General features: G+C 69.9%; 22 protein-coding genes, 1 tRNA gene and 1 riboswitch. Of the genes, 13 read left to right on the forward strand and 10 right to left on the reverse strand.

The window, feature by feature from the left end; all coding sequences use genetic code 11:
* Positions 1-86 precede the first annotated feature (86 nt).
* Positions 87-1298: a methionine adenosyltransferase gene (gene metK, locus H5368_RS07140; protein WP_182822769.1), complete on the forward strand. Its 1212-nt coding sequence runs from the start codon at positions 87-89 to the stop codon at positions 1296-1298.
* Between the two features lie 391 nt (positions 1299-1689).
* Here the strand turns inward: metK and H5368_RS07145 are convergent, their stop codons facing one another.
* Positions 1690-4158 (reverse strand): prolyl oligopeptidase family serine peptidase, encoded by a 2469-nt coding sequence (locus H5368_RS07145; RefSeq protein ID WP_255486477.1) that lies wholly within the window; start codon positions 4156-4158, stop codon positions 1690-1692.
* 146 nt (positions 4159-4304) lie between these two features.
* Positions 4305-4381: riboswitch (S-adenosyl-L-homocysteine riboswitch) on the forward strand.
* A 51-nt stretch (positions 4382-4432) separates the two neighbouring features.
* Here H5368_RS07145 and ahcY point away from each other — a divergent pair.
* From ahcY to H5368_RS07165, 4 genes are all read left to right on the forward strand, one after another.
* Positions 4433-5896 carry an adenosylhomocysteinase gene (gene ahcY / locus H5368_RS07150; protein ID WP_182822771.1) on the forward strand — a complete coding sequence of 488 codons (1464 nt, stop codon included), beginning with the start codon at positions 4433-4435 and terminating at the stop codon, positions 5894-5896.
* Between the two features lie 152 nt (positions 5897-6048).
* Entirely contained in the window at positions 6049-6870 is an 822-nt protein-coding gene (gene metF / locus H5368_RS07155; RefSeq protein ID WP_182822773.1) for a methylenetetrahydrofolate reductase [NAD(P)H], read from the forward strand.
* An 86-nt stretch (positions 6871-6956) separates the two neighbouring features.
* A complete protein-coding gene (locus H5368_RS07160; RefSeq protein WP_182822775.1) occupies positions 6957-7607 on the forward strand; it encodes a DUF4124 domain-containing protein in 651 nt (216 codons plus the stop codon).
* A gap of 58 nt (positions 7608-7665) precedes the next feature.
* Entirely contained in the window at positions 7666-8586 is a 921-nt protein-coding gene (locus tag H5368_RS07165; RefSeq protein ID WP_182822777.1) for a branched-chain amino acid transaminase, read from the forward strand.
* Positions 8587-8605: 19 nt separating this feature from the next.
* Here the strand turns inward: H5368_RS07165 and H5368_RS07170 are convergent, their stop codons facing one another.
* From H5368_RS07170 to H5368_RS07195, 6 genes are all read right to left on the reverse strand, one after another.
* The gene (locus H5368_RS07170; RefSeq protein ID WP_182822779.1) at positions 8606-9955 is read right to left on the reverse strand and encodes a HAMP domain-containing sensor histidine kinase; all 1350 of its coding nucleotides are present in this window, start codon (positions 9953-9955) and stop codon (positions 8606-8608) included.
* Positions 9942-10625, reverse strand: a complete 684-nt coding sequence (locus H5368_RS07175; RefSeq protein ID WP_182822781.1) for a response regulator transcription factor — start codon at positions 10623-10625, stop codon at positions 9942-9944. The genes H5368_RS07170 and H5368_RS07175 overlap by 14 nt, the downstream gene beginning before the upstream one ends.
* A gap of 4 nt (positions 10626-10629) precedes the next feature.
* The gene (locus H5368_RS07180; RefSeq protein WP_182822784.1) at positions 10630-11088 is read right to left on the reverse strand and encodes a hypothetical protein; all 459 of its coding nucleotides are present in this window, start codon (positions 11086-11088) and stop codon (positions 10630-10632) included.
* A 272-nt stretch (positions 11089-11360) separates the two neighbouring features.
* Complete coding sequence (gene rimK / locus H5368_RS07185) at positions 11361-12290, reverse strand: 30S ribosomal protein S6--L-glutamate ligase (protein ID WP_182822786.1); 930 nt, start codon at positions 12288-12290, stop codon at positions 11361-11363.
* Between the two features lie 65 nt (positions 12291-12355).
* A tRNA-Gly gene (locus H5368_RS07190) sits at positions 12356-12429 on the reverse strand.
* A gap of 79 nt (positions 12430-12508) precedes the next feature.
* On the reverse strand, positions 12509-14344 hold the full coding sequence (locus H5368_RS07195) for an autotransporter domain-containing protein (RefSeq protein WP_182822788.1): 1836 nt from the start codon (positions 14342-14344) through the stop codon (positions 12509-12511).
* A gap of 151 nt (positions 14345-14495) precedes the next feature.
* On the opposite strand from H5368_RS07195, the gene thiS reads away from it, so the two are divergent.
* The 4 genes from thiS to H5368_RS07215 are packed head-to-tail and all read left to right on the forward strand — an operon-like array spanning position 14496 to position 18123.
* Positions 14496-14696: a sulfur carrier protein ThiS gene (gene thiS / locus H5368_RS07200; RefSeq protein ID WP_182823865.1), complete on the forward strand. Its 201-nt coding sequence runs from the start codon at positions 14496-14498 to the stop codon at positions 14694-14696.
* 28 nt (positions 14697-14724) lie between these two features.
* A complete protein-coding gene (locus H5368_RS07205; protein WP_182822791.1) occupies positions 14725-15525 on the forward strand; it encodes a thiazole synthase in 801 nt (266 codons plus the stop codon).
* 9 nt (positions 15526-15534) lie between these two features.
* On the forward strand, positions 15535-16272 hold the full coding sequence (gene trmB / locus H5368_RS07210) for a tRNA (guanosine(46)-N7)-methyltransferase TrmB (RefSeq protein ID WP_182822793.1): 738 nt from the start codon (positions 15535-15537) through the stop codon (positions 16270-16272).
* 9 nt (positions 16273-16281) lie between these two features.
* Complete coding sequence (locus H5368_RS07215; protein WP_182822795.1) at positions 16282-18123, forward strand: SLC13 family permease; 1842 nt, start codon at positions 16282-16284, stop codon at positions 18121-18123.
* Between the two features lie 21 nt (positions 18124-18144).
* Here H5368_RS07215 and H5368_RS07220 read toward each other — a convergent pair whose 3' ends face one another.
* Positions 18145-18525 (reverse strand): Rieske (2Fe-2S) protein, encoded by a 381-nt coding sequence (locus tag H5368_RS07220; RefSeq protein ID WP_182822797.1) that lies wholly within the window; start codon positions 18523-18525, stop codon positions 18145-18147.
* A gap of 53 nt (positions 18526-18578) precedes the next feature.
* On the opposite strand from H5368_RS07220, the gene H5368_RS07225 reads away from it, so the two are divergent.
* The 4 genes from H5368_RS07225 (at position 18579) to H5368_RS07240 (ending at position 21576) form a co-directional block, all read left to right on the forward strand.
* Positions 18579-18860 (forward strand): hypothetical protein, encoded by a 282-nt coding sequence (locus tag H5368_RS07225; protein WP_182822799.1) that lies wholly within the window; start codon positions 18579-18581, stop codon positions 18858-18860.
* Between the two features lie 45 nt (positions 18861-18905).
* A complete protein-coding gene (locus H5368_RS07230) occupies positions 18906-19622 on the forward strand; it encodes a fumarylacetoacetate hydrolase family protein (protein WP_182822801.1) in 717 nt (238 codons plus the stop codon).
* A 34-nt stretch (positions 19623-19656) separates the two neighbouring features.
* Positions 19657-20061 (forward strand): large-conductance mechanosensitive channel protein MscL, encoded by a 405-nt coding sequence (gene mscL, locus H5368_RS07235; RefSeq protein ID WP_182822803.1) that lies wholly within the window; start codon positions 19657-19659, stop codon positions 20059-20061.
* Positions 20062-20274: 213 nt separating this feature from the next.
* Positions 20275-21576: a M28 family peptidase gene (locus H5368_RS07240; RefSeq protein ID WP_223878049.1), complete on the forward strand. Its 1302-nt coding sequence runs from the start codon at positions 20275-20277 to the stop codon at positions 21574-21576.
* A 56-nt stretch (positions 21577-21632) separates the two neighbouring features.
* On the opposite strand, the gene H5368_RS07245 is transcribed toward H5368_RS07240, so the two are convergent.
* Both H5368_RS07245 and H5368_RS07250 read right to left on the reverse strand, forming a co-directional pair.
* Complete coding sequence (locus tag H5368_RS07245; RefSeq protein ID WP_182822807.1) at positions 21633-22511, reverse strand: TrmH family RNA methyltransferase; 879 nt, start codon at positions 22509-22511, stop codon at positions 21633-21635.
* Between the two features lies 1 nt (position 22512).
* Complete coding sequence (locus H5368_RS07250) at positions 22513-23946, reverse strand: alanine/glycine:cation symporter family protein (protein WP_182822810.1); 1434 nt, start codon at positions 23944-23946, stop codon at positions 22513-22515.

Below are 23946 nucleotides of genomic sequence, written 5' to 3' on the forward strand. Positions count from 1 at the left end.
CGCCCGACATGCCGGCAGAATGCTCATAGCGGCGCGCCGGTGTATCATGCCGACCATCTTTTCATCCGAATCAAGGGATATAAGCGATGTCGAGCACCCTGTTCACCTCCGAATCGGTCTCTGAAGGCCATCCCGACAAGATCGCCGACCAGATTTCCGACGCGGTCCTCGACGCCATCATCGGCCAGGACAAGGGCGCCCGCGTCGCCTGCGAGACCATGGTCAAGACCGGCGTGGCGATCGTCGCCGGCGAGATCACCACCACCGCGTGGATCGACCTCGAGGCCCTGACGCGCAAGGTGATCCTGGACATCGGCTACGACTCCAGCGACGTCGGCTTCGACGGCGCCACCTGCGGCGTGCTCAACCTGATCGGCAAGCAGAGCCCACACATCGCGCAGGGCGTGGACCGCAAGAAGCCCGAGGAAATGGGCGCCGGCGACCAGGGCCTGATGTTCGGCTACGCCACCAACGAGACCGACAGCTACATGCCGGCGGCGATCCACCTGTCGCACCGCCTGGTCGAGCAGCAGGCGAAAATCCGCAAGAAGAAGAACTCGACGCTGCCGTGGCTGCGTCCCGACGCCAAGAGCCAGGTCACCCTGCGCTACGACAACGGCAAGGCGACCGCGATCGACGCGGTGGTGCTGTCCACCCAGCACGCCCCGGGCATCCGCCAGAAGGACCTCATCGAGGCCGTCCGCGAGGAGATCCTCAAGCCCGTGCTGCCGGCCAAGTGGCTGCACAAGGGCACCAAGTACCACATCAATCCGACCGGCAAGTTCGAGATCGGCGGCCCCGTGGGCGACTGCGGCCTGACCGGCCGCAAGATCATCGTCGACACCTACGGCGGCTGGGCGCGCCATGGCGGCGGCGCGTTCTCGGGCAAGGATCCGTCCAAGGTCGACCGCTCGGCGGCGTACGCCGCGCGCTATGTCGCCAAGAACGTCGTGGCCGCGGGCCTGTCCGACCGCTGCGAAGTGCAGCTGAGCTATGCGATCGGCGTGGCCGAGCCGACCTCGATCTCGGTCACCACCTTCGGCACCGGCAAGGTCGGCGACGACGTGATCGAGAAGCTGATCCGCAAGCACTTCGACCTGCGCCCGTACGGCATCATCAAGATGCTCGACCTGATCCACCCGATCTACCAGCGCACCGCCAGCTACGGCCACTTTGGCCGCAAGCCGCAGGAAGTCACCTACGTCGGCGCCGATGGCAAGACCCAGACCGCCACGGCGTTCTCCTGGGAGAAGACCGACAAGGCCGACGAGCTGCGCAAGGCCGCGAAGCTGAAGTAATCCCTGGCAACGCGTGCAACAGGAAACGGGCCGCCATCGCGGCCCGTTTTTTTTGGTCCATGCGAGCACGCGGTACTGGTGCAACGCCGGCGCCGGGCACCAAGGCCCTTGAGGACTCATGTCCCCCGGCGATGGCCTGCGGCCATCGCCTCCTCCTTGACTTCGCCCTCAAGGGCCTTGGCACCCGGTGTGCCGGCTTACGCGTTGGCCCGGGAGCACAGCCCGAAGTACGGAGTCGCATGCTTGCAGTACTCGCGGCGAGCGCAAAGCCCCGAAGTGGCCGTGAGGCCTTCGCGGGGAAGTAAAGGAGGAGGCATCCGCTGCAAGGCGGATGCCGGGGGACATGAGCCGCGAAGGCCTCACGGCCACCACAGGGGCCCGCCGCGTCCCGTTACGGAGTGGCCGCAGCCCGCACCTCGACACCCGCCGCCCGCGGCGGCGCGTTGCGCACGTACTTCTCCAGCCAGTCGTTGGTTTCCGCCAGCATGTGCAGGATCGACTCGCGCGCGCGGTAGCCGTGCGACTCGTTGGGCAGCATCACCAGCCGCGCCTGGCCACCCAGTCCCTTGATCGCCGAGAACAGCCGTTCGCTCTGCATCGGGAAGGTGCCGGAGTTGTTGTCCTGCTCGCCGTGGATGATCAGCACCGGCTCGTCGATGCGATCGGCGTGGTCGAACGGCGACATCGCCTGGTAGGTGTCGGTGGCCTGCCAGTAGCTGCGCTCCTCGGCCTGGAAGCCGAACGGCGTGAGCGAGCGGTTGTAGGCGCCGCTGCGCGCGATGCCGGCGCGGAACAGGTCGGAATGCGCAAGCAGGTTGGCGGTCATGAACGCACCGTACGAATGCCCGCCGATGGCGATGCGGTCCGGATCGGCGACGCCCCGCTTGACCACTTCGTCCACCGCGGCCTGCGCGCTCGCCACCAGCTGCGCGATGTAGGTGTCGTTGGGCTCGGCATCGCCCTCGCCGACGATCGGCATGGTCGGACCGTCGAGCACGGCATAGCCCTGCGCCAGGTAGGCCAGCGGTCCCCAGTAGCTGATGCGGTTGAAGCGGTGCGGCGAACCGGTGACCTGGCCCGCGGCATCCGCCGACTTGAACTCGCGCGGGTAGGCCCAGGCCAGCATCGGCAACGGACCGTCGCGTTGCGCCTGGTAGCCCGGCGGCAGGTACAGGTTGGCGGTCATCTCCACGCCGTCGGCGCGGGTGTAGCGGATCTGCTCCTTGCTGACGTCGCGCAGTTCCGGCGTGGGGTGCGGGACGTCGGTCAGCGCGACCGGTGCCGCGCCATTGCCGAGTACGCGCAGGTACACGTTCGGCGGCGACGTGGGCGACTCGCGGGTGGTGAGGATGCGCGCGCCGGCGGCGTCGAGCACCGCGATCACCGCTTCGTAGACCGGCGCTTCGGACTGGAACAGGCGCTTGGTGCCGGCACCCGCGCCGAACTGCTGGCGATCCAGGAACGGGCGGTCGCCTTCGGCCGAGGCGCCCTCGCCGATGCGATAGATGCCCTCGCCGTCCGCGGTGGTCAGCAGTCGCTGGAATCCGCGCGCGTCGGCGTGCGTCACCGGCTCGCCCGGGTCGGCGTAGCGGTCCTCGCGCGAACCCTCGCGCAGCAGCACCGGTGCGATACCGGCATCGGGCGCCAGCCGCCATTCGCGCAGCCTGCGGGTCTTCCACCAGGACTCGGTGAGCAACGCCAGGCTGCCGTGGCCCCAGCGCACGCCGGCGTAGCGCATCGACAGGTCGGCGAGCACCTGCGGCTTGCCCTTGAACGGCGCGGCGTGGGCGAATACGCGGTCGCGCACCTCGGCCTCGCGTGCGGGATCGCCGCCGTCCTGCGCCTCGGCCCAGACCAGGGTCGCGGGCGCATCGGCGCGCCACGCGACGCGGCGCACGCCCGGCGCCACCGCGTCGTTGCCGGTCGGCAGGCCTTCGACCAGCGGCAGCGTGGCCACGGTGTGCAGCAGGCGACCGTCGAGATCGATCACGTCGATCCGGCGCGGGAAGCGCGAATACGGCACCAGGTACGAGAACGGGCGCTCGATGCGCTGGCGCAGCAAGTGGCGGCCATCGGGCGAGACCGCGGCGCCGACGTGCATGCCGGGCGCGGCGATCGGCGTCACGCGGCCGTCGAGCCCGACGCGCGCCAGCTGCGTGGTCATGTAGTACGCCAGCACCTCCGCGTCCTGGGGATTGCGCAACAGGTCCTGGTAGGTGCGCAGGCTCTGCACGCGTCCGTCGCCGTCAGTCTCCTGGATGCTCGGGCCGCGCGGCACGCCGTCGCTGGCGGGCGCTGCGCCCTGCCCCTGCGGCCGCAGCGTGGCGAGCAGGCCGGAACCGTCCGGCAGCCAGTCGAAGCCGTCGCCCACCACCGTCGCCAGCGGCTGGTCCGTCAGCCGGCGTGCCTGGCCGGCCGCCACGTCCACCAGCCACAACTCCACGCGCCCGGCGCGCGTGTCCACGTGGCTGAAGGCGATATGGCGCTGGTCGGGCGACCATTGCATCGCGGCCAGGGCCAGCGGCTGCGGGAGGCCTGCGATGCGGCGCTCGGCACCGCCGTCCACCGCCTGCAGCCACAGGTCGTCGACGAAGGTGAAGGCGCTGGCGGAATGGGTGCGCGGGTGGATGCGCAGCCCGCCCAGCCTGAGCTCGGGCTGCGCGACGACGTCGATGCCCGGCAGCGAAGGCACCTGCATGTAGGCGATCAGGTCGCGCCGTGGCGACAACGACAGCCGCGGCGGCTGCGGTGCGTCGACCAGCGCACGCAGCGCCGGCGGCGGCAGGCGGTAGCCGGATTCGGCTACCGCCGCCGCGGCGGCCTGGGCGTCGCGCGCCTGCGCGGGAGCGGACGACCACAGCAGCGTGGCGACCAGGAATGGGGCGGCGAGATGCCTGAGGGCGAGTGTGGCCAATGCGTGGATCCTGTACAGATGCGATCCGCCAGCCTAGCCCGCCGCCGGGTCGCCCGTACCGTGGCAGGGGTCATGGGGATATAATCGGCGGCTCCGCCGAGGGGCGCTGCGACCGTGGAACCAGCACGGCCAGGCTCGGCGGAATACACCCCAACGGCGCCCGGTTCCCCACCCCACCCTCTCCCCGAGCGGGACAGGGAGCAGAAACCGGAGCTTCCGCATGAACGCACAGGTCAAGACCAGCTCTCAGCGAGCATTTTCCCAGGAAGGCGACTACAAGGTCGCCGACATTTCGCTGGCCGACTGGGGCCGCAAGGAACTCGACATCGCCGAGCACGAGATGCCCGGCCTGATGTCCATCCGCCGCAAGCACGCCGCCGACGCCCCGCTGAAGGGCGTGCGCGTGACCGGCTCGCTGCACATGACCATCCAGACCGCGGTGCTGATCGAGACGCTCAAGGATATCGGCGCGGACGTGCGCTGGGCCTCGTGCAACATCTTCAGCACCCAGGACCACGCCGCGGCCGCTATCGCCGCCACCGGCACCCCCGTGTTCGCCTGGAAGGGCGAGACGCTGGAGGAGTACTGGGACTGCACGCTCGAGGCGCTTTCCTTCCCCGACGGCAAGGGCGGCTTCCTCGGCCCGCAGATGGTGGTCGACGACGGCGGCGACGTGACGCTGCTGATCCACAAGGGCTACGAGCTGGAACAGGGCGACGAGAGCTTCGTCAACGGCCCGGCGTCGAGCCACGAGGAGCAGGTGATCAAGAACCTGCTCAAGCGCGTCGCCAAGGAGCGTCCCGGCTTCTGGGCCACCGTGGTCCGCGACTGGAAGGGCGTCTCCGAAGAGACCACCACCGGCGTGCACCGCCTGTACCAGCTGGCCGAAGCCGGCCAGCTGCTGGTGCCGGCGATCAACGTCAACGACTCGGTCACCAAGTCGAAGTTCGACAACCTGTACGGCTGCCGGGAGTCGCTGGCCGACGGCCTGAAGCGTGCGCTCGACGTGATGCTGGCCGGCAAGGTGGCCGTGGTCTGCGGCTACGGCGACGTCGGCAAGGGCTCGGCGGCTTCGCTGCGCGCCTACGGCGCGCGCGTGATCGTCACCGAGATCGACCCGATCTGCGCGCTGCAGGCGGCGATGGAAGGCTACGAAGTAACCACGATCGAGGACACCCTCGGCCGCGGCGACATCTACGTCACCACCACCGGCAACAAGGACATCATCACCGTCGCGCACATGCAGGCGATGAAGGACCAGGCGATCGTCTGCAACATCGGTCACTTCGACAACGAGATCCAGGTCGACGCGCTGTACTCGCTCGCCGGCGTCGAGAAGATCAACATCAAGCCGCAGGTCGACAAGTTCACGTTCGGCAACGGCAACAGCATCTTCCTGCTCGCCGAGGGCCGCCTGGTCAACCTGGGCTGCGCCACCGGCCACCCGAGCTTCGTGATGTCCAACTCGTTCGCCAACCAGACGCTCGCACAGATCGACCTGTGGGCGAACAAGGACAGCTACGAGAACAAGGTGTACATCCTGCCGAAGAAGCTCGACGAGGAAGTCGCGCGCCTGCACCTGGAAAAGATCGGCGTGAAGCTGACCAGGCTCACCACGGAACAGGCCGACTACCTCGGCGTGTCGCCGGACGGCCCGTACAAGGCCGAGCACTACCGCTACTGAGCGGCCGCACCGATCGATGCAGCAGCAACGGGCGCCGAAAGGCGCCCGTTCTGCTTGTGCGTGCGCCGACGGACGCCGCTGCACGCCGCGCGCTCTTACCATCCATCGCGATATAGCGATACACTTCGCCGTCCCCGCCGGAATGCTGCCTGATGACCCCGATCAGCTTCGAGTTCTACCCGCCGAAAAACGACGAGCAGCGCGCGCAGCTCGAACGCACCGCCGCCAGGCTCGCGCCGCATGCGCCGGAATACGTGTCCTGCACGTTCGGTGCCGGCGGCTCCACCCTGAGCTACACCGGCGACACGATCCGCGGGCTGCTCGCCCAGGGCTTCGACGCAGCGCCGCACCTGTCCTGCGTCGGCGGCACCCGCGAGGAAATCGCCGCATTGCTGGTCGAGTACCGGGATGCGGGCTGCCGGCGCATCGTGGCGCTGCGCGGTGACCTGCCTTCGGGCATGGGCCATCCCGGCGACCTTCGCTATGCGTCCGACCTGGTGGAATTCATCCGCGCCGAACACGGCGACCATTTCCGCGTCGACGTCGCCTGCTACCCCGAAACCCACCCGCAGGCCGAGGATGCGCTGGCCGACCTGCGCCACTTCAAGGCCAAGGTCGATGCCGGCGCCGACGGCGCGATCAGCCAGTACTTCTACAACGCCGATGCCTACTTCCGCTTCGTCGACGCGGTGCGCCGGCTTGGCGTGGAGGTGCCGGTGGCGGCCGGCATCATGCCGATCTCGAACTTCAGCCAGCTGCGGCGCTTCTCGGAATCCTGCGGCGCGGAAATCCCGCGCTGGCTGGCCAAGCGCATGGCGGCCTACGGTGACGACGCCGAAAGCGTGCGCGCGCTGGGCGCGGACTTCGTCGCCGACCTCTGCCGAAGGCTGGTGGACGGCGGCGCGCCGTCGCTGCACTTCTACACGCTCAACCTGGCGCGGCCCACGCTGGCCGTGCTCGACGCCATGGCCTGAACGGCGGGCCACGCGCGGCACTTCGCGCGCCGCTCCGTGACCTCCAGCGCTATCGGCGCGGGGCGCGGCGGCGGTAGGCTTCGGGCATGTCGCATCCGATCCAACGCGTCGCCGCCGGCGCGCTGTCCATCGCCTTCGCCCTTGCGCTTGGGCCCATGCGCCCCGCTGTGGCGCAGGTGCACCGCTGCACCACCGCCGACGGCGGCACGCTGTACAGCGACCGTCCCTGCGCGGTGTTCGGCGCGAGCGAGAATACCGCCCCGCCACCCGGCGGCGGGGCCACCGGCACGCGCTACCGCGGTGGCTGCTCGCGCCGACTGCAGGACCTGGTGTTCGAAGTGACCACGGCGATCGAATCCGGCGACGTCAATCGCCTCGCGGCGAGCTACCACTGGCCGGGGCATTCGACGCGCGGCGGCAACGCCACGATCGACCGGTTGGATGCCATCACCCGCAGGCCGCTGCTCAACATCACCGCGCTGCGCCCGGCGGACACCGTGGTCGTGGCCGACCCGGCCACCATGGCCCACGCCGGCACCGGCCCGGCCGCGAGCGGGTGGTCGCTGTCCGGCACGGCCGCCGACGCGGCCCGCATCGCCGCCGAGCACGCCACCTTGCGCGCCCCGCAACGCCCGGTGGCGCTGCGCATCGACCAGGTGCTATCGGACGGCATCACGCCATCACGCACCACGTTCGGCCTGCGCCGGCACATGGACTGCTGGTGGGTAACGCTTTGAGCGCGCCACGCTTCCGCTTTGCTGCAAAATGACGGCCCACGCGCAGCGGAGCAGCGGCATGCAGCAGTACCCCGAATGGATCTGGCAGAACGGCATCATCAAGCGCTGGGCCGATGCCACCACGCACGTCATGTCGCACGCCCTGCATTACGGCTCGTCGGTGTTCGAAGGCATCCGCGCATACAAGACCACGTCCGGCACGGCGATCTTCCGCCTCGACGACCACACCCGGCGCCTGCATGCGTCGGCGCGCATCTACGAGATGGCCATCCCGTACAGCGCCGACGAGATCAACGCAGCCTGCCACGAGGTGATCAACCGCAACGGTCTCGAGCGCGCCTACCTTCGCCCGGTCGCCTGGCGCGGACTCGGCGGATTCGGCCTGTCGGCCGAGACGCCGATCGATGTCGCGGTCGCCGCATGGCACATGGGTCCCTATCTGGGCGAGGGTGCGCTGACCGAGGGCATCGACGCCTGCGTGTCCAGCTGGCAGCGCTTCGCGCCCAACACCATTCCGGCCGGGGCCAAGGCCGGCGGCAACTACCTGTCCGGCCAGCTGGTGGCGCGCGAAGCGCGGCGCCTGGGCTTCGGCGAGGGCATCGCGCTGGCCTCCACCGGACTGCTTTCGGAAGGCGCTGGCGAGAACCTGTTCCTGGTGTTCGACGGCGCGTTGCACACCACGCCGGTCAGCGCCGCGCTGCTCAACGGCATCACCCGCGATTCAATCATCCGCCTCGCGCGCGATGTCGGCATCGAAGTTGTCGAACGCGACCTGCCGCGCGAGTACCTGTACCTGTGCGACGAGTTGTTCATGTGCGGCACCGCGGCCGAGATCACGCCGATCCGCTCGGTTGATGGCCGCCAGATCGGGGCCGGCCGCGCCGGGCCGGTGACGCTGCGCATGCAGGAGCTGTTCTTCGGCCTGTTCGACGGCCGCACACCGGACCGCCACGGCTGGCTGCAGCCGCTGCAGTCCTGAGCCGCCGACGTGCGCGGGCTCACGCCTGGGCGTGCCCGCCGCTGTCGTCGCTGAAGCGCAGCGTGGCCACCACGCCGCGTTCGGCGCCGGGCACCACCCGCACCTGCCAGCCGTAGAGCCGGCACAGGCGGCGCACGATGGACAGGCCGATGCCGCCGCCCTGGGTATGTTCGGCGTGGCTGCCGCGGTAGCCGCGCTCGAACAGCCGCGCCGCGTCCTCGGCGCTGAGCCCGGGGCCGGAATCGATGACGTCGATCGCGTCGTCGTGCAGCCGCGCGACCACTTCGCCGGAGTTGGTGTACTTGATGGCGTTCCCGATCAGGTTGCCCAGCGCGACGGACACGGCGGACTCGGGCGCGTCGACCACCAGGCGCCCCGGCCCGCCTTCCAGGCGCAGCACCAGGTCCTTGCCGCCAAGCTGTGCCCTGTGCGCATCGAGCAGCTGCTCGGCGACGCGGCCGACGTCGGTGGTGCCGTGGCCGCGCTCGGCGCGCGACAGCAGCAGCAGGGCGCTGATCAGGTCGGTGCACTGCTGTTCGGCGCGCTGGATGCGCTGCAGGCGTGCCTGCGTCTTCTCATCGAGGTCGGGACGCGACAGCAGCAGCTCGATCGCGCCGCGGATCACCGCCAGCGGCGTGCGCAGCTCGTGGCTGACGTCGGCGTTGAACTCGCGGTCGCGCTGCACGACTTCGGTCAGCCGGGCCGCATAGTCGTCGAGCGCGGTGGCGAGCTCGCCGACCTCGTCATCCGGGAAGTGCGGCGCCAGCGGGCCCGGCCGCGCGCTGTCGCTGGACACGTTGAGCCGGTTCGCGAGCTCCGACACCGGCCGCATCACCCGCGACGCCGACCACCAGCCGATCAGCCCGGCGAGAATGGTGAACGCGATCACCGCGGCGATCAGGATCAGCTTGATCCGCGCCCGCACCTCGGCGGTGTTGGTCATGTCCTGGGCGAGGAAGAACCAGTAGTCGGCATCCTTCTTCACCACCAGGCGATAGACGAAGGATTCGCCTTCCTCCTCGCCGGTGATGTTGTACACACCGGTCTCGAGTTCGGCCCAGTCCGGCGGCACGTTCTGCAGCTTGCCCGGGCCGTACACGATCGCGCGCACGTTGCTGAGCGGCGCCCATTCCGCGGACCGGTCGACGTAGAAGCGTTCGGCGTACTCGTCGACGTTGCTCTTCAGCACGCTGCCGACCGCCTGGTCCTCGACCACCGCGCCCACATAGGCCGCGGCGATCGCGAACATCGCCGTCAGGGCCAGCCCGAGCAGCGCGAACGACAGGATGATTCGGCTGCGCAGGCGGCGGCGATAGCGCCGCGGGCCGCCCGCGGCCGGCGCCTGTACGGCTCCCTCAGGTGGAGACATCTGGCGCGGCGATCCGGTAGCCGATGCCGTGGCGCGTCTGCACCAGCTGGGTGGGGAACGGTTTGTCGATCACCGCGCGCAGGCCGTGGATGTGCACGCGCAGGCTGTCGGAATCGGGGAGTTCCTCGCCCCAGACACGGGTCTCCAGCTCCTGGCGCGTGACCACAGCCGGCGACGCCTCCATCAGCGACTGCAGGATCTTCAACGCGGTGGGGTTGAGCTGCACCAGCTTGCCACCGCGACGGACTTCGAGCGTGTCGAGGTTGTACTCGAGGTCGGCGACTTCGAGCACGCGGGTCTGCACACCCTTGCCGCGGCGCGCCAGCGCGTTCAGCCGCACCTCGACCTCCTGCAGGGCGAACGGCTTGACCAGATAGTCGTCGGCGCCGGAATCGAAGCCGGCCAGCTTGTTGTCCAGGGTGTCGCGGGCAGTGAGCATCAGCACCGGGGTCTGCTTGCGTGCTTCGTTGCGCAGCTTGCGGCAGACCTCGAGCCCGTCCATGCCCGGCAGGTTGAGGTCGAGCACCACGGCATCGAAATCGTGCACCACCGCCAGGTGGAGCCCGGTCACGCCGTCGGCGGCGAAATCGACCGTATGCCCGCGGTCTTCCAGGTAGTCGCCCAGGTTGGCGGCGATGTCCTGGTTGTCCTCGATGACTAGGATGCGCAAGGCATCAGTTCCCGGGAGCCATCTGCCTGACACCCTTGCGCAGCCACTCCCGCGAAGCCTCGGAGTGGCGCCGGCGGTCGGCAACGGTCATGCAGCGGTTCGTGGTCGCGTTGGTGCCGGTCGTCTTCTCGCGCCTGCAGACCATGCGGCTGTCCTCGGAGGCCCTGGTCAGGATGGTGTTGACCGATTCCTGGTCGTTGAAGACGTCGACCTGGATGAGCGGCGGCAACCTGTCGACGCCGCCGGCCTCTTCGATCCTGGAACCCATGCGGTTCAGCAGGTAGGACACGCGGTTGCGGTCATCGTTGGAGATCTCGCGATACTTCACGCCAGTGGCCAGATCGACCTTGATCGCCTCGGCTTGCTCGGCGAAAGGCTTCGCCTTGAGGTCGAGCACGGTTTCTTTCGCGAAGGCGGTACTGGTGGCGGCGAAGACGAGGAAGCTGAAAATCAGTGCGCGCATCGTGGAGCCCCAAAATGTGAAAGGTACAGATGGAAGGCACGCGGCGCCTGGAAGCTTCGCCGACAGCCGCATTCTGCCACGGATACGCGCACCGGCCATTCACGGCCGGCGGGAACAAAAAAGGCCCGGGCAAGGAGATTGCCCGGGCCGAACGTTGTTGCCCCAATGACCGCAATCCACGACTGACGACTGGAGAGATGCGACCGCACGCACAAGGATTCCGACCAGCCCACGCTACCCGCGGCGCGATTAAAGAGGCGTTAAACCACCCGCTAAACTTCCGTTAAACGCCGTTTGGGTCGGCGGTGTGGCGGAGAAGCAGGCTTGGCGGCCGCCGCTGTTGCAACGAACTCGATGATCCGGCCGGCCACATCCACGCCGCTGGAACGCTCGATGCCTTCCAGGCCCGGCGAGGCGTTGACCTCGAGGACCAGCGGGCCGCGCGCCGACAGCACCAGGTCCACCCCGGCCACGCCCAGCCCCAGCCCCTGCGCGGCACGCACCGCCACGTCGGCCTGCCCGTCGGTGACCTCGACCGCCTCGGCTTCGCCGCCGCGGTGCAGGTTGGCGCGGAAGTCGCCGGCGGGTGCCTGTCGGCGCATGGCCGCCACCACCTCGTTGCCCACCACGAAGCAGCGCAGGTCGGCGCCCTCGGCCTCGGCGATGAACTCCTGCACCAGGAAGTTGGCATACAAGCCCCGCAATGCCTCGACCACGCTGCGCGACGCCGACGGCTTCTCGGTCAGCATCACACCGGCGCCCTGCGTGCCCTCGTTGAGCTTGATGACGTGCGGCGGCGGGCCGAGCATGGCCAGCAGGTCGACGGTGTCGTCCGGGTTGTCGCCGAACACCGTGACCGGCATGTCGATGCCCTTGGCCGCCAGCAGCTGGTGGCAGCGCAGCTTGTCGCGCGCGGCCATGTTGGCGGCCGAAGGATTGGGCGTGTGGCAGCCCATCAGTTCGAACTGGTGCAGCACGGCGTTGCCGTAGCGGTTGATCGAGGTGCCGATGCGCGGGATCACCGCGCCATAGCCGGCCAGCGGCCGGCCCTTGTAATGCATGGTGAAGCCGTCCACGCCGATGCGCATGTAACAGCGCAGCGGATCGAGCACGCGCACGCTGTGGCCGCGCAGGCGCGCGGCCTCGACCAGCCTGCGCGTGGAGTACAGCTTGCCGTTGCGCGAAAGGATGGCGAATTTCATGGGGGGTGGCCGGAACGGCCCGAGACTGGAGCGCGGGATTGGAGCGCGGGATTGGAGCGCGGGATTGGAGCGGGTGATGGGAATCGAACCCACGCTAGCAGCTTGGGAAGCTGCAGTTCTACCATTGAACTACACCCGCACAGGACGCCCAGTCTAGGGCGTGGATCGCGTCGTTGGCAACGCCGCGCGGACCGGCCGCGCGGCGCCCCGGCGCTGATTCAGAAGCCGGCGCCGACGGTTGCGAACACCATCGCGTGCTTGCCGCCCTTCTGGCCGATGTTCAGGCTGCTGCCGACGTTGGCATCCAGGCCGAACAGCTGCGTGCGCGCGCCCAGGGTCAGCGTGCTGTAGCGCTGGTCGTAGTCCACGCCGGGCACGGCGTAGGCCAGCGAACCGGCGATCGACTGCGAGCGGGCAAAGGCCTGGGTGGCGGCGTCCTCGAACTCGCGGTCCACGGTCAGGCGCGCATACGGCTGCAGGTGGCCGGTGATCGCGTACGACACCTGCCAGCCGGCGCTGCCGACCAGCGAATCGAACGACTGGTCGGGGTACGCCAGCGAGGTCGACAGGCCCGGGTCGCTTTCGGCGAAGCCGTCGACGTCGATGCGCTGCGCGGTCACGCCCAGCACGGGGCCGTGGCGCAGCGCGCCGTCGCCGAAGTCCCAACCGGCGTGCACGGCAAGCGTGAGGTTGCTGCCGTCGGTCGACGCGTCGTGCGTGCGCAGCGCCGGGCCCAGCGGCACCTGGCGCTCGATGTCGAAATCGATGCGCGTGTAGCTGGCCTGGCCATTGACCCAGGCGCCGGAAGCGCCGAACCAGCCGGCAAAGCCGCCCAGGCTGGCCTCGGACTGGTCCCACTCGCCGCGACGGCCACCCCAGTCGTTGCCCTGCGCGCCGTAGCCCGCGAATGCGCCATACACCAGGTTGCCGCGCGTCCAGTCCAGGCCCACGGTCAGCGCCGGGCCGGTGCCGTCGTAATGGTCACCGTGGCCGTAGCGCTGGAAGTCGCCGCGCAGGTCGGTCCACCAGCGGCTGCCGTCCGCCTCGGGCTTGACGCCGATGCGGGCGGCCACGCGCTCGGCGCGGTTGCGGCCGGTGCCGGCCGCGGAGTGCGGCAGCACGGCCATCTGGCGCGGGCCTTCGATGGCGGCAACGGCGAGGTCGGCGATCGCGCGGTGCGCGCCGCTGGCCGGGTGCACGCCGTCCGCGAACAGGTAGCTGTTGGGCGCATCCGGGCTGACCAGGCTGGTCGGGTTGCAGGTCAGCGACTGCGCGGTGATCTGCGGCATGCAGGCGGTGCCGGTGACGTTGCTGATGCCGAACATGGCCGGATTGGCGACCACTTCGCGCAGGAAATTGAAGCTGTCGACCGGGATCACGCTCAGGTTGTTGGCCGCCAGCGTGGCGAACAGCGCGTCGTTGTACATGGTCGCCAGCGCGGTGCCCTGCGCCTGCGCGGCCGGGCCCTGCGCCCGCTGCGCGGGGGTCAGGCCGAGGTCGGGGATGGTGGGCACCAGGATGTAGCGCGCACCCGCCGCCTGCAGCGTGCCGACGATGCCGGCCTGCGCGGCGACCGCGCCGCCGATGATCGCCTGGGCATTGCCCGGGTTGGCGGCCACGGCGAACAGGTCGTTGGCACCGCCCCACACCGTGTACAGCGCATCCGGATCCGCGCGTCCGCCATTGGCGGCCAGGTAGTTGCCGGTCTGCGTGGCGAGCGAGGGGATGAAACCGAGCGCGCCGTTCACGTTGACGCCATTGCGGGCACCACCGGCCGCGTAGTTGCTGCCGCCCTGCCCGTTGCCGTTGGCACCTGCGGTGGTGCCGTAGAAATCGGCCAGCCACTGCGACCAGACCAGGCCCGGGTTGGTGGTGAACTGGCCGGTCACGGCCTGCACGTTGGCCGGCAGCAGCGGCCGGAAGTAGCCGGCGTCGGTCAAGCTGTCGCCGAAGAACACCGTCTGCGAGAACGGCTGGTCGTGGGCCGCGGCGGGCAGGGCGGCCATGGCGAGCGCAGCGGCGAGGACGGTGCGGGCGGGACGGGACAGCGACATGGAGTGCTCCGGAGGAGGTGGCATGCCGGCGCCCGTGGGAATCGGCAAAGGGCGCGCATCGTTCCATGAACGGGCGCGCCTGCTCAAGCTGCAACGCGGCACGATGCGCGCCGGGCATGCATTCGGCGCCGCTCTTGGCGACAATGGCGCCATGGACATCCTGTTGAATGGCGCCCATTGCGCACTGCCCGGCCCGGCCACGGTGCTGGAACTCCTCGAGCGCGAGGCGCTTGCCGGCCGCAAGGTGGCGGTGGAAGTGAACGGCGAGATCGTGCCGCGCAGCCTGCACCCCACGCACCTGCTGGAGGCCGGCGACCGCGTCGAGATCGTGCACGCGCTCGGCGGGGGCTAAGCCGCCGGAGTTGCGCGATAATGCGGCGATGACCAGCCTAGACACCTTTGGCGACGACGCCCTCGTCATCGCCGGCAAGCGCTACCGTTCCCGCCTGCTGACCGGCACCGGCAAGTTCGTCGACCTCGACGAAACCCGCCGCGCCACCGAGGCCGCGGGCGCTGAAATCGTCACCGTGGCCATCCGCCGCACCAACATCGGGCAGTCGCCCGGCGAGCCGAACCTGCTCGACGTGCTGCCGCCCGACCGCTACACCATCCTGCCCAACACCGCCGGCTGCTACACCGCCGAAGAGGCGGTGCGCACCTGCCGCCTGGCGCGCGAGCTGCTCGACGGCCACAACCTCACCAAGCTCGAGGTGCTGGGCGACCAGCGCACGCTGTTCCCCGACGTGGTGCAGACGCTCAAGGCCGCCGAACAGCTGGTCGCCGACGGTTTCGACGTGATGGTCTACACCAGCGACGACCCGATCCTGGCCAAGCGCCTGGAAGAGATCGGCTGCGTGGCGGTGATGCCGCTGGCGGCGCCGATCGGCTCGGGTCTTGGCATCCAGAACCGCTGGAACCTGCTCGAGATCGTCGAGAACGCCAGGGTGCCGATCATCGTCGACGCCGGCGTGGGCACCGCGTCCGATGCCGCGATCGCCATGGAGCTCGGCTGCCACGGCGTGCTGATGAACACCGCCATCGCCGGCGCGCGCGAGCCGGTGCGCATGGCCACGGCCATGCGCCTGGCCGTCGAGGCCGGGCGCCATGCCTTCCTCGCCGGGCGCATTCCGCGCAAGCGCTATGCCAGCGCCTCGTCGCCGGTCGACGGCCTGGTCGGCTGACCGCCGCGCGTGGATCCGTTCAAAAGCCCGGGCGCCAAGGCGCCGCCCAAGCCGTTCACCGTGGAGGACGGCAACCGGCGCGTGCGCAGCTTCGTGCTGCGCCAGGGACGGTTCACGCCGGCGCAGCAGCGCGCGTTCGACGCACTGTGGCCACGCTTCGGGCTTGACTACACGGCCGCGCCGCGCGACTTCGATGCCGTGTTCGGGCGCCAGGCACCGCGCATCCTGGAAATCGGCTTCGGCAACGGTGAAGCCCTTCGCTTCTCCACCGGCCACGACCCGGCGCGGGACCATATCGGCATCGAGGTGCACGCCCCCGGCGTGGGCCGCCTGCTCAACGCGCTCGCCGATGACGACGTCGGCAATGTACGCCTCTACCACCACGACGCGGTCGAGGTGCTGGAGCACGAGATCACCGACGCCAGCCTCGACGAAGTGCGCATCTACTTCCCCGATCCCTGGCACAAGAAGCGCCACAACAAGCGCCGGCTGGTGAATCCCGCGTTTGCCGATCTGCTCGTGCGCAAGCTTGCGACGAATGGCCGCTTGCACCTCGCGACCGATTGGCAGGACTATGCGGAGCAGATGTGGGACGTGCTCGACGCGACCCGGGGACTGCGCAACCGCGCCGGCGCGCGTGGCCACGTGCCGCGCCCGGAGTGGCGGCCGCAGACCCACTTCGAAAGTCGCGGCCAGCGCCTGGGACACGGCGTCTGGGACTTGCTGTACGACAGGGACGGGAGCTGACGCCAGGACATGGAGACCCTCGCCCTCACCACGGACATGAAGCTCGTCCTCGGGCTGGTCGCGATGGTGATGGTGCTGTTCCTGTTCGAGCGCGTGCGCGTCGACCTGGTGGCGCTGGTGGCGCTGGTGGTGCTCGGCCTGACCGGGCTGGTGGCGCCCGAGGACATCTTCAACGGCTTCTCGTCCAACGCGGTGATCAGCATCATCGCCACGATGATCCTCGGCACCGGCCTGGACCGCACCGGCGCGCTCAACCGCCTCGCCGCCTGGCTGCTGCGACGCTCCAAGGGCGTCGAGAAGAAGCTGCTGCTGTACACCTCGGCGGTCGCCGGCCTGAACTCGTCCTTCATGCAGAACCCGGCGGTGATGGCGCTGTACCTGCCGGTGGCGTCGCGGCTGGCGTCGCGCACCGGGCTTGGCCTGTCGCGCTTCCTGCTGCCGATCGCCGCCGCCATCGTGATGGGCGGCGCGCTGACCATGGTCGGCAACTCGCCGCTCATCCTGCTGAACGACCTGCTGGTCGCGGCCAACGCCAACCTGCCCTCCGGCGTGGCCACGCTGGAGCCGCTGCCGATGTTCGCGCCGCTGCCAATCGGCCTGGCGCTGCTGCTGATCGCGCTGGCCTACTTCCATTTCTTCGGCGACCGCCTGCTCGGTGACAACATCGCCGGCGACGGCAGCGTCACGCCGGCCCGCACCGAGAGCTATTTCGCCCGCGCCTACGGCATCGAGGGCGACGTGTTCGAACTGACCGTCAGCGCCGACAGCCCGCTGGTCGGCATGGCGCTGGGCGAGGCCGAGACCGTGCACGGCGCGCCGCTGCTGCTCGCCCTGAAGACCGGCAACGATTCACGGTTGGCACCGCCGGCCGACGCCCGCATCTGGGTGGGCAGCGTGATCGGGGCGATGGGCGCGCGCCAGCAGGTCGCGGACTTCGCGCAGAACAACATGCTGCGCATGTCCACCCGCCTGCGCGAGTTCGGTGACCTGTTCAACCCCAGCCGCGCCGGCATTTCCGAGGCCGTGGTGCCGCCGACGTCGAAGTTCATCGGCAAGACCCAGGCGGAGCTGGCGCTGCGCAAGAACTACGGCATCAGCCTGCTGGCGGTGAACCGCGACAAGGACGTGCTGCGCGACAACATCCGCAACCTGCCGCTGCGCGCCGGCGACATGCTGGTGCTGCACAGCATCTGGCAGGACCTGGCGCAGACCGCCGCCAACCGCGATTTCGTGGTGGTCACCGACTACCCCAAGGGCGAGCAGCGCCCGCACAAGTTCAAGATCGCGATGGCGATCTTCGCGGTGACCATGCTGATCGCGCTCGGCTCGGAGCTGCCCACCTCGATCGCGCTGATGACCGGCGTGGCCGGCATGCTGGTCTGCGGCGTGCTGAAGATGGACGAGGCCTACAGCGCCATCAACTGGAAGACGGTGTTCCTGATGGCCTGCCTGATCCCGCTGGGCTGGGCCATGGACTCCAGCGGCACCGCGGCGTGGATCGCCGGGCACACCATCGAGCGCCTGCCCGAAGGCCTTCCGGTGTGGATCATCCAGTTGACGGTGGCCCTGCTGACGGCGGCGTTTTCGCTGGTCATCAGCCACGTCGGCGCGACCATCGTGATGGTGCCGCTGGCGATCAACCTGGCGCTGGCCGCGGGCGGCGACCCGACCGCGTTCGCGCTGATCGTGGCGCTGTCGGCGTCCAACAACCTGGTCACCCAGTCCAACCCGGTGATGTCGATGATCGCCGGCCCCGCCAACTATTCCGCGCGCGACCTGTGGCGCGTGGGCGCACCACTGTCGCTGGCGTACATCGCAGTGGTGGTGGTGATGGTGAACCTGATCTTCTGACCGCGTGGCGCGGCTGCCGGCTCAACCCGCCAGATAGACCAGGCCGTCGCGCACCACGACGGCGACCGCGCGCAGCGCCTCGCCGCGGCAGGGCCCGGCGGTGCACAGGCCACCGACGGTCTCGAACGTGGCGCCGTGCACCGCGCAGACCAGTTGCCCGTCCCTGGCCTTCAGGAACTGCCCGGGCGCCCAGTCGAGCCGACGCCCGGCATGCGGGCAGATGTTGAGCCAGGCGCGGACGCCGTCGGCGGCGTCGCGGTGGAGGATGATCGAGTCCATGTCGCCGTCGACCAGGCCCTCGCACTCGGCGAAGCCGCCGGGCGCGATGGAGGCCAGCGTGCGCAGCGGCGTGGACTCCGCCGCACCCGATCCGATTAACGCTTCGCTTACATCTTTCGACATCGTGCCGCCGATACTCGTCGCATCATCATTGCTCGGCATTCTGGCATCACCGCATGATCAACAGCAGCTTCCGCACCGCCCACGCCCGTTTCGACGCCAGCCAGTTCCGCGACCTGTTCGCACCGCGCAAGCCCAGGCATCCCCTGCTGCGCGTGGCGCTCGGGCTGCTCGGCGTTGCCTTGCTGCTGGTGCTGCTGGTCGTCGGCGTGGTGGTCGGCGGCACCATGCTCGCGCTCGGCCTGGTGCGCCGCGTGTGGCTGCAGCGGGGAAAACCGCAGGCCCGTGGCGGCCGCGTGGTGGATGCCGAATACCGCGTGATCGACAAGCCCGCCTGAGCCCGGCCACCGGCCGCTCGCCCGCCACCCGTTGACGGAACTCCCATGACCGACGTGATTCCCGCGCCCGCCCAGGCGCGCCTGGCCGTGCGCGGCGGCGGCACATTCCCGGTGCGGCGCGTGTACTGCGTCGGCCGCAATTTCGCCGACCACGCCCGCGAGATGGGTGCCGCGGTGGCGGCGTCCAAAGCCACCCGCGGCCAGCCGGTGTTCTTCATGAAGCCCGCCGATGCACTGGTGACCGGGGGCGTGGTGCACTACCCGCCCGCCACCGTCGACCTGCACCACGAGGTCGAACTGGTGGTCGCCCTGGGCCGCGACGCCCCGCCCGGCATCCTCGACCGCGAACACGCCGCACGGCTGGTGTTCGGCTACGGCGTGGGCCTGGACCTGACGCGCCGCGACCTGCAGTCCGCGGCCAAGCAGGCCGGCCTTCCGTGGGATACCGGCAAGGCCTTCGATGAATCAGCGCCGGTGAGCGAGCTCGTGCCCGCCGCCGCCATCGGCGAGCTCGCGCCGCGCCGGCTGTCGCTCACCGTCAACGGCGAAGAACGCCAGGCAGGGCTTCTGTCCGACCTGGTCTGGGACGTGCCGGACATCCTCCACGAACTCTCGCGCCTCAACACGCTGCGCGCCGGCGACCTGGTGTTCATGGGCACGCCCGCGGGCGTGGCCGCGCTGCACCCCGGCGACACCTGCGAAGCGCGCCTGGACGACGCCATCGTGCTGCGCTGCCGCATCGCGGCGGCGCGTGTACCCTGATCGCGGCACCCGCCGTAACCATCAGGAGAGCGCAATGGGGATGATGTCCGAGTTCAAGGAATTCGCGATGCGCGGCAACGTGATCGACCTCGCCGTCGGCGTGGTGATCGGCGCGGCGTTCGGCAAGATCGTGACCGTGCTGGTCGAGGACGTGATCATGCCGCCCATCGGCATGCTCATCGGTGGTGTCGACTTCTCCAGGATCGCGATCACGCTCAAGGCCGCCACGGTCGACGCGGCCGGCGTGGTGGTGCCAGCGGTGCAGATCGGCATCGGCAATTTCATCAATGCGCTGATCACCTTCGTGATCATCGCGTTTGCGATTTTCATGGTGGTCAAGGCGATCAACCGCATGAGCCGCAAGCCGGACGCCGCGCCGGCGGAGCCGAGCGAGGAGATCCTGCTGCTGCGCGAGATCCGCAACGCACTGCAGAGGTAGCCAGCGCGACGCAGGCCGGTACCTGCGGCACATCGGCACGGGGCCACGGGTTGCTAAGCTCGTGGCCCTGTTGTTTTCACGATGTGGAGCGCCATGCGCCTGGTTCCGTTGTTGCTCGCCGCGGCCATCACCGCGGTCACCGCCCTGCCCGCCGGCGCCGCCGCCGCCGGGCCCGTGCCGACACCCGCCACGACGCGTATCGACGACGCCGCGATGGCCGTCGCCGCACAGCTGCGCGCGCAGGCGCTGCAGAGCACCCTGTCGTGGGACATCACCGAATCGTTGACCACCGAGATCGGTCCGCGCCTGGCCGGCAGCGAGGCCGACGCGCGCGCTGTGGAGTGGGCGAAGGCGAAATTCGCCGAGCTCGGCTACGACCGCGTGTGGACCGAGCCGGTGACCTTCCCGAAGTGGGAGCGCCGCAGCGAGCGTGCCGAAGTCCTGGGCGCCAGCGCGCAGCCGCTCACGATCACCGCGCTCGGCGGCAGCCCGGCGGGCACCGTGGAGGCCGAGGTTGTGCGCTTCGCCGACCTGGCCGCGCTGGAAGCCGCGCCGGCGGGCTCGCTCGCCGGCAAGCTGGCCTTCGTCGACTACCGCATGGAACGCGCACGCGACGGCAGTGGCTATGGTCCGGGCGGACGCGTGCGCAGCCGCGGGCCGTCGGCCGCGATCCGCGCCGGAGCGGTCGGCTTCCTGATGCGCTCGGCGGGCACCGACTCGCACCGCAACCCGCACACCGGCATCACCCGCTTCGACGACGGCCTGGCCCCCGTGCCCGCCGCCGCGCTCTCCGTGCCCGACGCCGACCAGCTCGCCCGCCTGCTGGCGCGCGGCCCGGTACGCCTGCGCCTGGCGCTGGACTGCGGCTGGGACGGCGAATACACCTCGCAGAACGTGATCGGCGAAATCACCGGGCGCAGCCTGCCCGATGAGGTGGTGCTGCTCGGCGCACACCTGGATTCCTGGGACCTGGGCACCGGCGCCGTCGACGACGCCGCGGGCATCGGCATCACGATGGCCGCGGGCAAGCTGATCGCGGGCCTCGAGCGGCGCCCCGCGCGCAGCATCCGCGTGGTCGCGTTCGCCAACGAGGAACAGGGCCTGCACGGCGGCAAGGCCTATGCCGCGGCGCATGCCGCGGACGTCGTGCGCCACCAGCTGGTGGCCGAGAGCGACTTCGGCGCCGGCCGCATCTACGCCTTCAACACCGGAGCGCCCGCGCACGCCGACGCCGCCGAGGCGCAAATCGCCGAGCTGCTGGCGCCGCTGGGCATCGAACGCTCCGACAAGGGCGGCCCCGGCCCCGACGTCGGCCCGATCGCGGCGCAGGGCGCGGCGTGGGCCTGGCTCGGGCAGGACGGCAGCGACTACTTCGACTACCACCACACGCCCGACGACACGCTCGACAAGATCGACCCCGCGGCGCTGGCGCAGAACACCGCGGCCTGGGCGGTCATGGCCTACCTCGCGGCCGAGGCCGAGGGCGGTTTCGGCAGCGCGCCCAAGGCGCCCTGACCTGCCCCTGCGCCGGCGACCGCCGGCGACCGCCTGCGGTCGCCGCTGCGGCGGGCTCAGCGTGACTGCCACCAGCGCGCCAGCAGCACCGCGGTCGCCGCGGACACGTTGAGGCTTTCCACCGCGGCGGTGCCGGCGATCGACAGGCGCTGGTCGCAGGCCGCGGCCAGGGCCGGCGACATGCCCTCGCCTTCCGCGCCGATGACGAACACCAGCCGCTGCGGCAGCGTCGCCTTGAAGACATCGTCGCCGCCGCGCACGACGGTCGCCGCCAGCGCGAAACCGGCGCCGCGCAGTTGCGCGATGGAATTCTCGTCACGCCCCAGGCGCACGAACGGCACCGCCTCGGCGCCACCCTCGGCGACGCGCGCCGCAGCGCCGGACAGCGCCAGCGGCGAGGTTTTCGGCAGCAGCACGCCGGCCACGCCGAAGTGCGCGGCCGAACGCAGGATCGCGCCGAGGTTGTGCGGGTTGCCCACGCCGTCCAGCCACAGCGCGCACTGCGGGCCGGGCGGCAATGCATCCAGCCATTCCGCCAGCGTCGCCGGCGGCGCGCGCAGCACGTCGGCCACCACACCCTCGTGGTGGGCGCTTGCGGCCAGCCGGCGCAGGTCGTCCTCGGCGACGATGCGGTAGCCGATGCGCTGCGCCGCGCACCATTTCAGCAGCGGCTGCAGGCGCGGGATCATCGCTTCGGCCAGGTAGACCTTGCGGATCGCGTCTGGGCGGCGCGCGAACGCGGCCTGCACGGCGTTGAAGCCGTACAGGCGCAGCTCGCCGGAGGCCTCCGGCGGCGGCGCATCCTCTCCACCCGGCGCCGGAGCTGCAGGCGCACGCTCCGCGCGCGGCGCGGCCGCCTTGCGCGGGTTGGGCTCCGCGCGCCAGGGACTGTTGCGCCCCGGGGGGCCGCTTCCACCAGGCCAGCGACTCGTCATGTCAGCTCCGCTTGCGCCAGAAAGCGGCATTGCGGATGCCGAGCGCCTCCGGATCGAACACCGGATCGAGGCCAAGCTTCTTCTGCCGCTCGTAGTCGCGCAGTGCGATCAGCGCGGGCTTCTGCAGGATCAGGATCGCGATGATGTTGAGCCACGCCATCAGCCCCACGCCGATGTCGCCAAGCGTCCACGCCGCGCCCGCACTGCGTACCGCGCCCACCACCACCGCCAGCAGGATCGCGACCCGCAGCGCCAGCGTCATCCATGGCCGGTGCACCTTGCGGTTGATGTAGGCGATGTTGGTTTCCGCCATGTAGTAGTAGGCGACGATCGTGGTGAAGGCGAAGAACAGCAGGGCCAGTGCCACGAAACCGGCACCGTAGCCGGGCAGCGCCGATTCAACCGCGGCTTGGGCGAAGCCCGGCCCCGCCTCGATGCCGGGCAGGGCCTCGACCAGCATGGCGCCGTCGGGCATGGCGACGTTGTACATGCCGGTCGACAGGATCATGAACGCCGTGGCCGAACACACCAGCAGCGTGTCGACGTAGATCGAAAACGCCTGCACGTAACCCTGCTTGGCCGGATGCGAGACCTCGGCGGCCGCCGCGGCATGCGGCCCGGTGCCCTGGCCGGCCTCGTTGGAATAGATGCCGCGCTTGACGCCCCACTCCACCGCCAGGCCGAGCATGGCGCCGAAGCCGGCTTCCATGCCGAACGCGCTACGGAAGATCAGCGTGACCATCTCCGGCACCTGTTCGGCGTTGAGCACCATGATCACGAAGGCCACCAGCATGTAGGCCAGGGCCATGAACGGCACGACGAACTCGGCGAAGCGCGCGATGCGCTTCACGCCGCCGAAGATGATGAACCCGAGCGCGATCACCACGCCGGTCGCGGTCACGCTTGGCGCGATGCCCCACGCGTTTTCCATGCCCGCGGCAATGCCGTTGGACTGCACCCCCGGCAGGAAGAAGCCCGTGGCGACGATGGTGGTGATCGCGAACAGCCACGCGTACCACTTCTGCCCCATCGCCTTTTCGATGTAGTACGCCGGACCGCCGCGGTAGCGGCCTTCGTCGTCTTTTTCCTTGTAGATCTGCGCCAGCGTCGACTCGACGTAGGCCGTCGATGCGCCGAGGAACGCCATGACCCACATCCAGAACACCGCACCCGGGCCGCCGAAGGCGATGGCCGTGGCGACACCGGCGATGTTGCCGATGCCCACGCGCCCCGACAGCGAGATCGCCAGCGCCTGGAACGACGAGACGCCCGCCTCGGACGACTTGCCCGACAGCAGCAGCCGGATCATCTCCGGCACGCTGCGCAACTGCATGAACCGCGTGCGGATGGAGAAGTACAGGCCGGCGCCCAGGCACAGCGCGATCAGCGCCTTGCTCCAGATGATGCCGTTGAGGGTGGCGAGGAACTGGTCCAA

The sequence above is a fragment of the Luteimonas sp. MC1782 genome, assembly GCF_014164605.1.
Classification (GTDB): Bacteria; Pseudomonadota; Gammaproteobacteria; order Xanthomonadales; family Xanthomonadaceae; genus Luteimonas.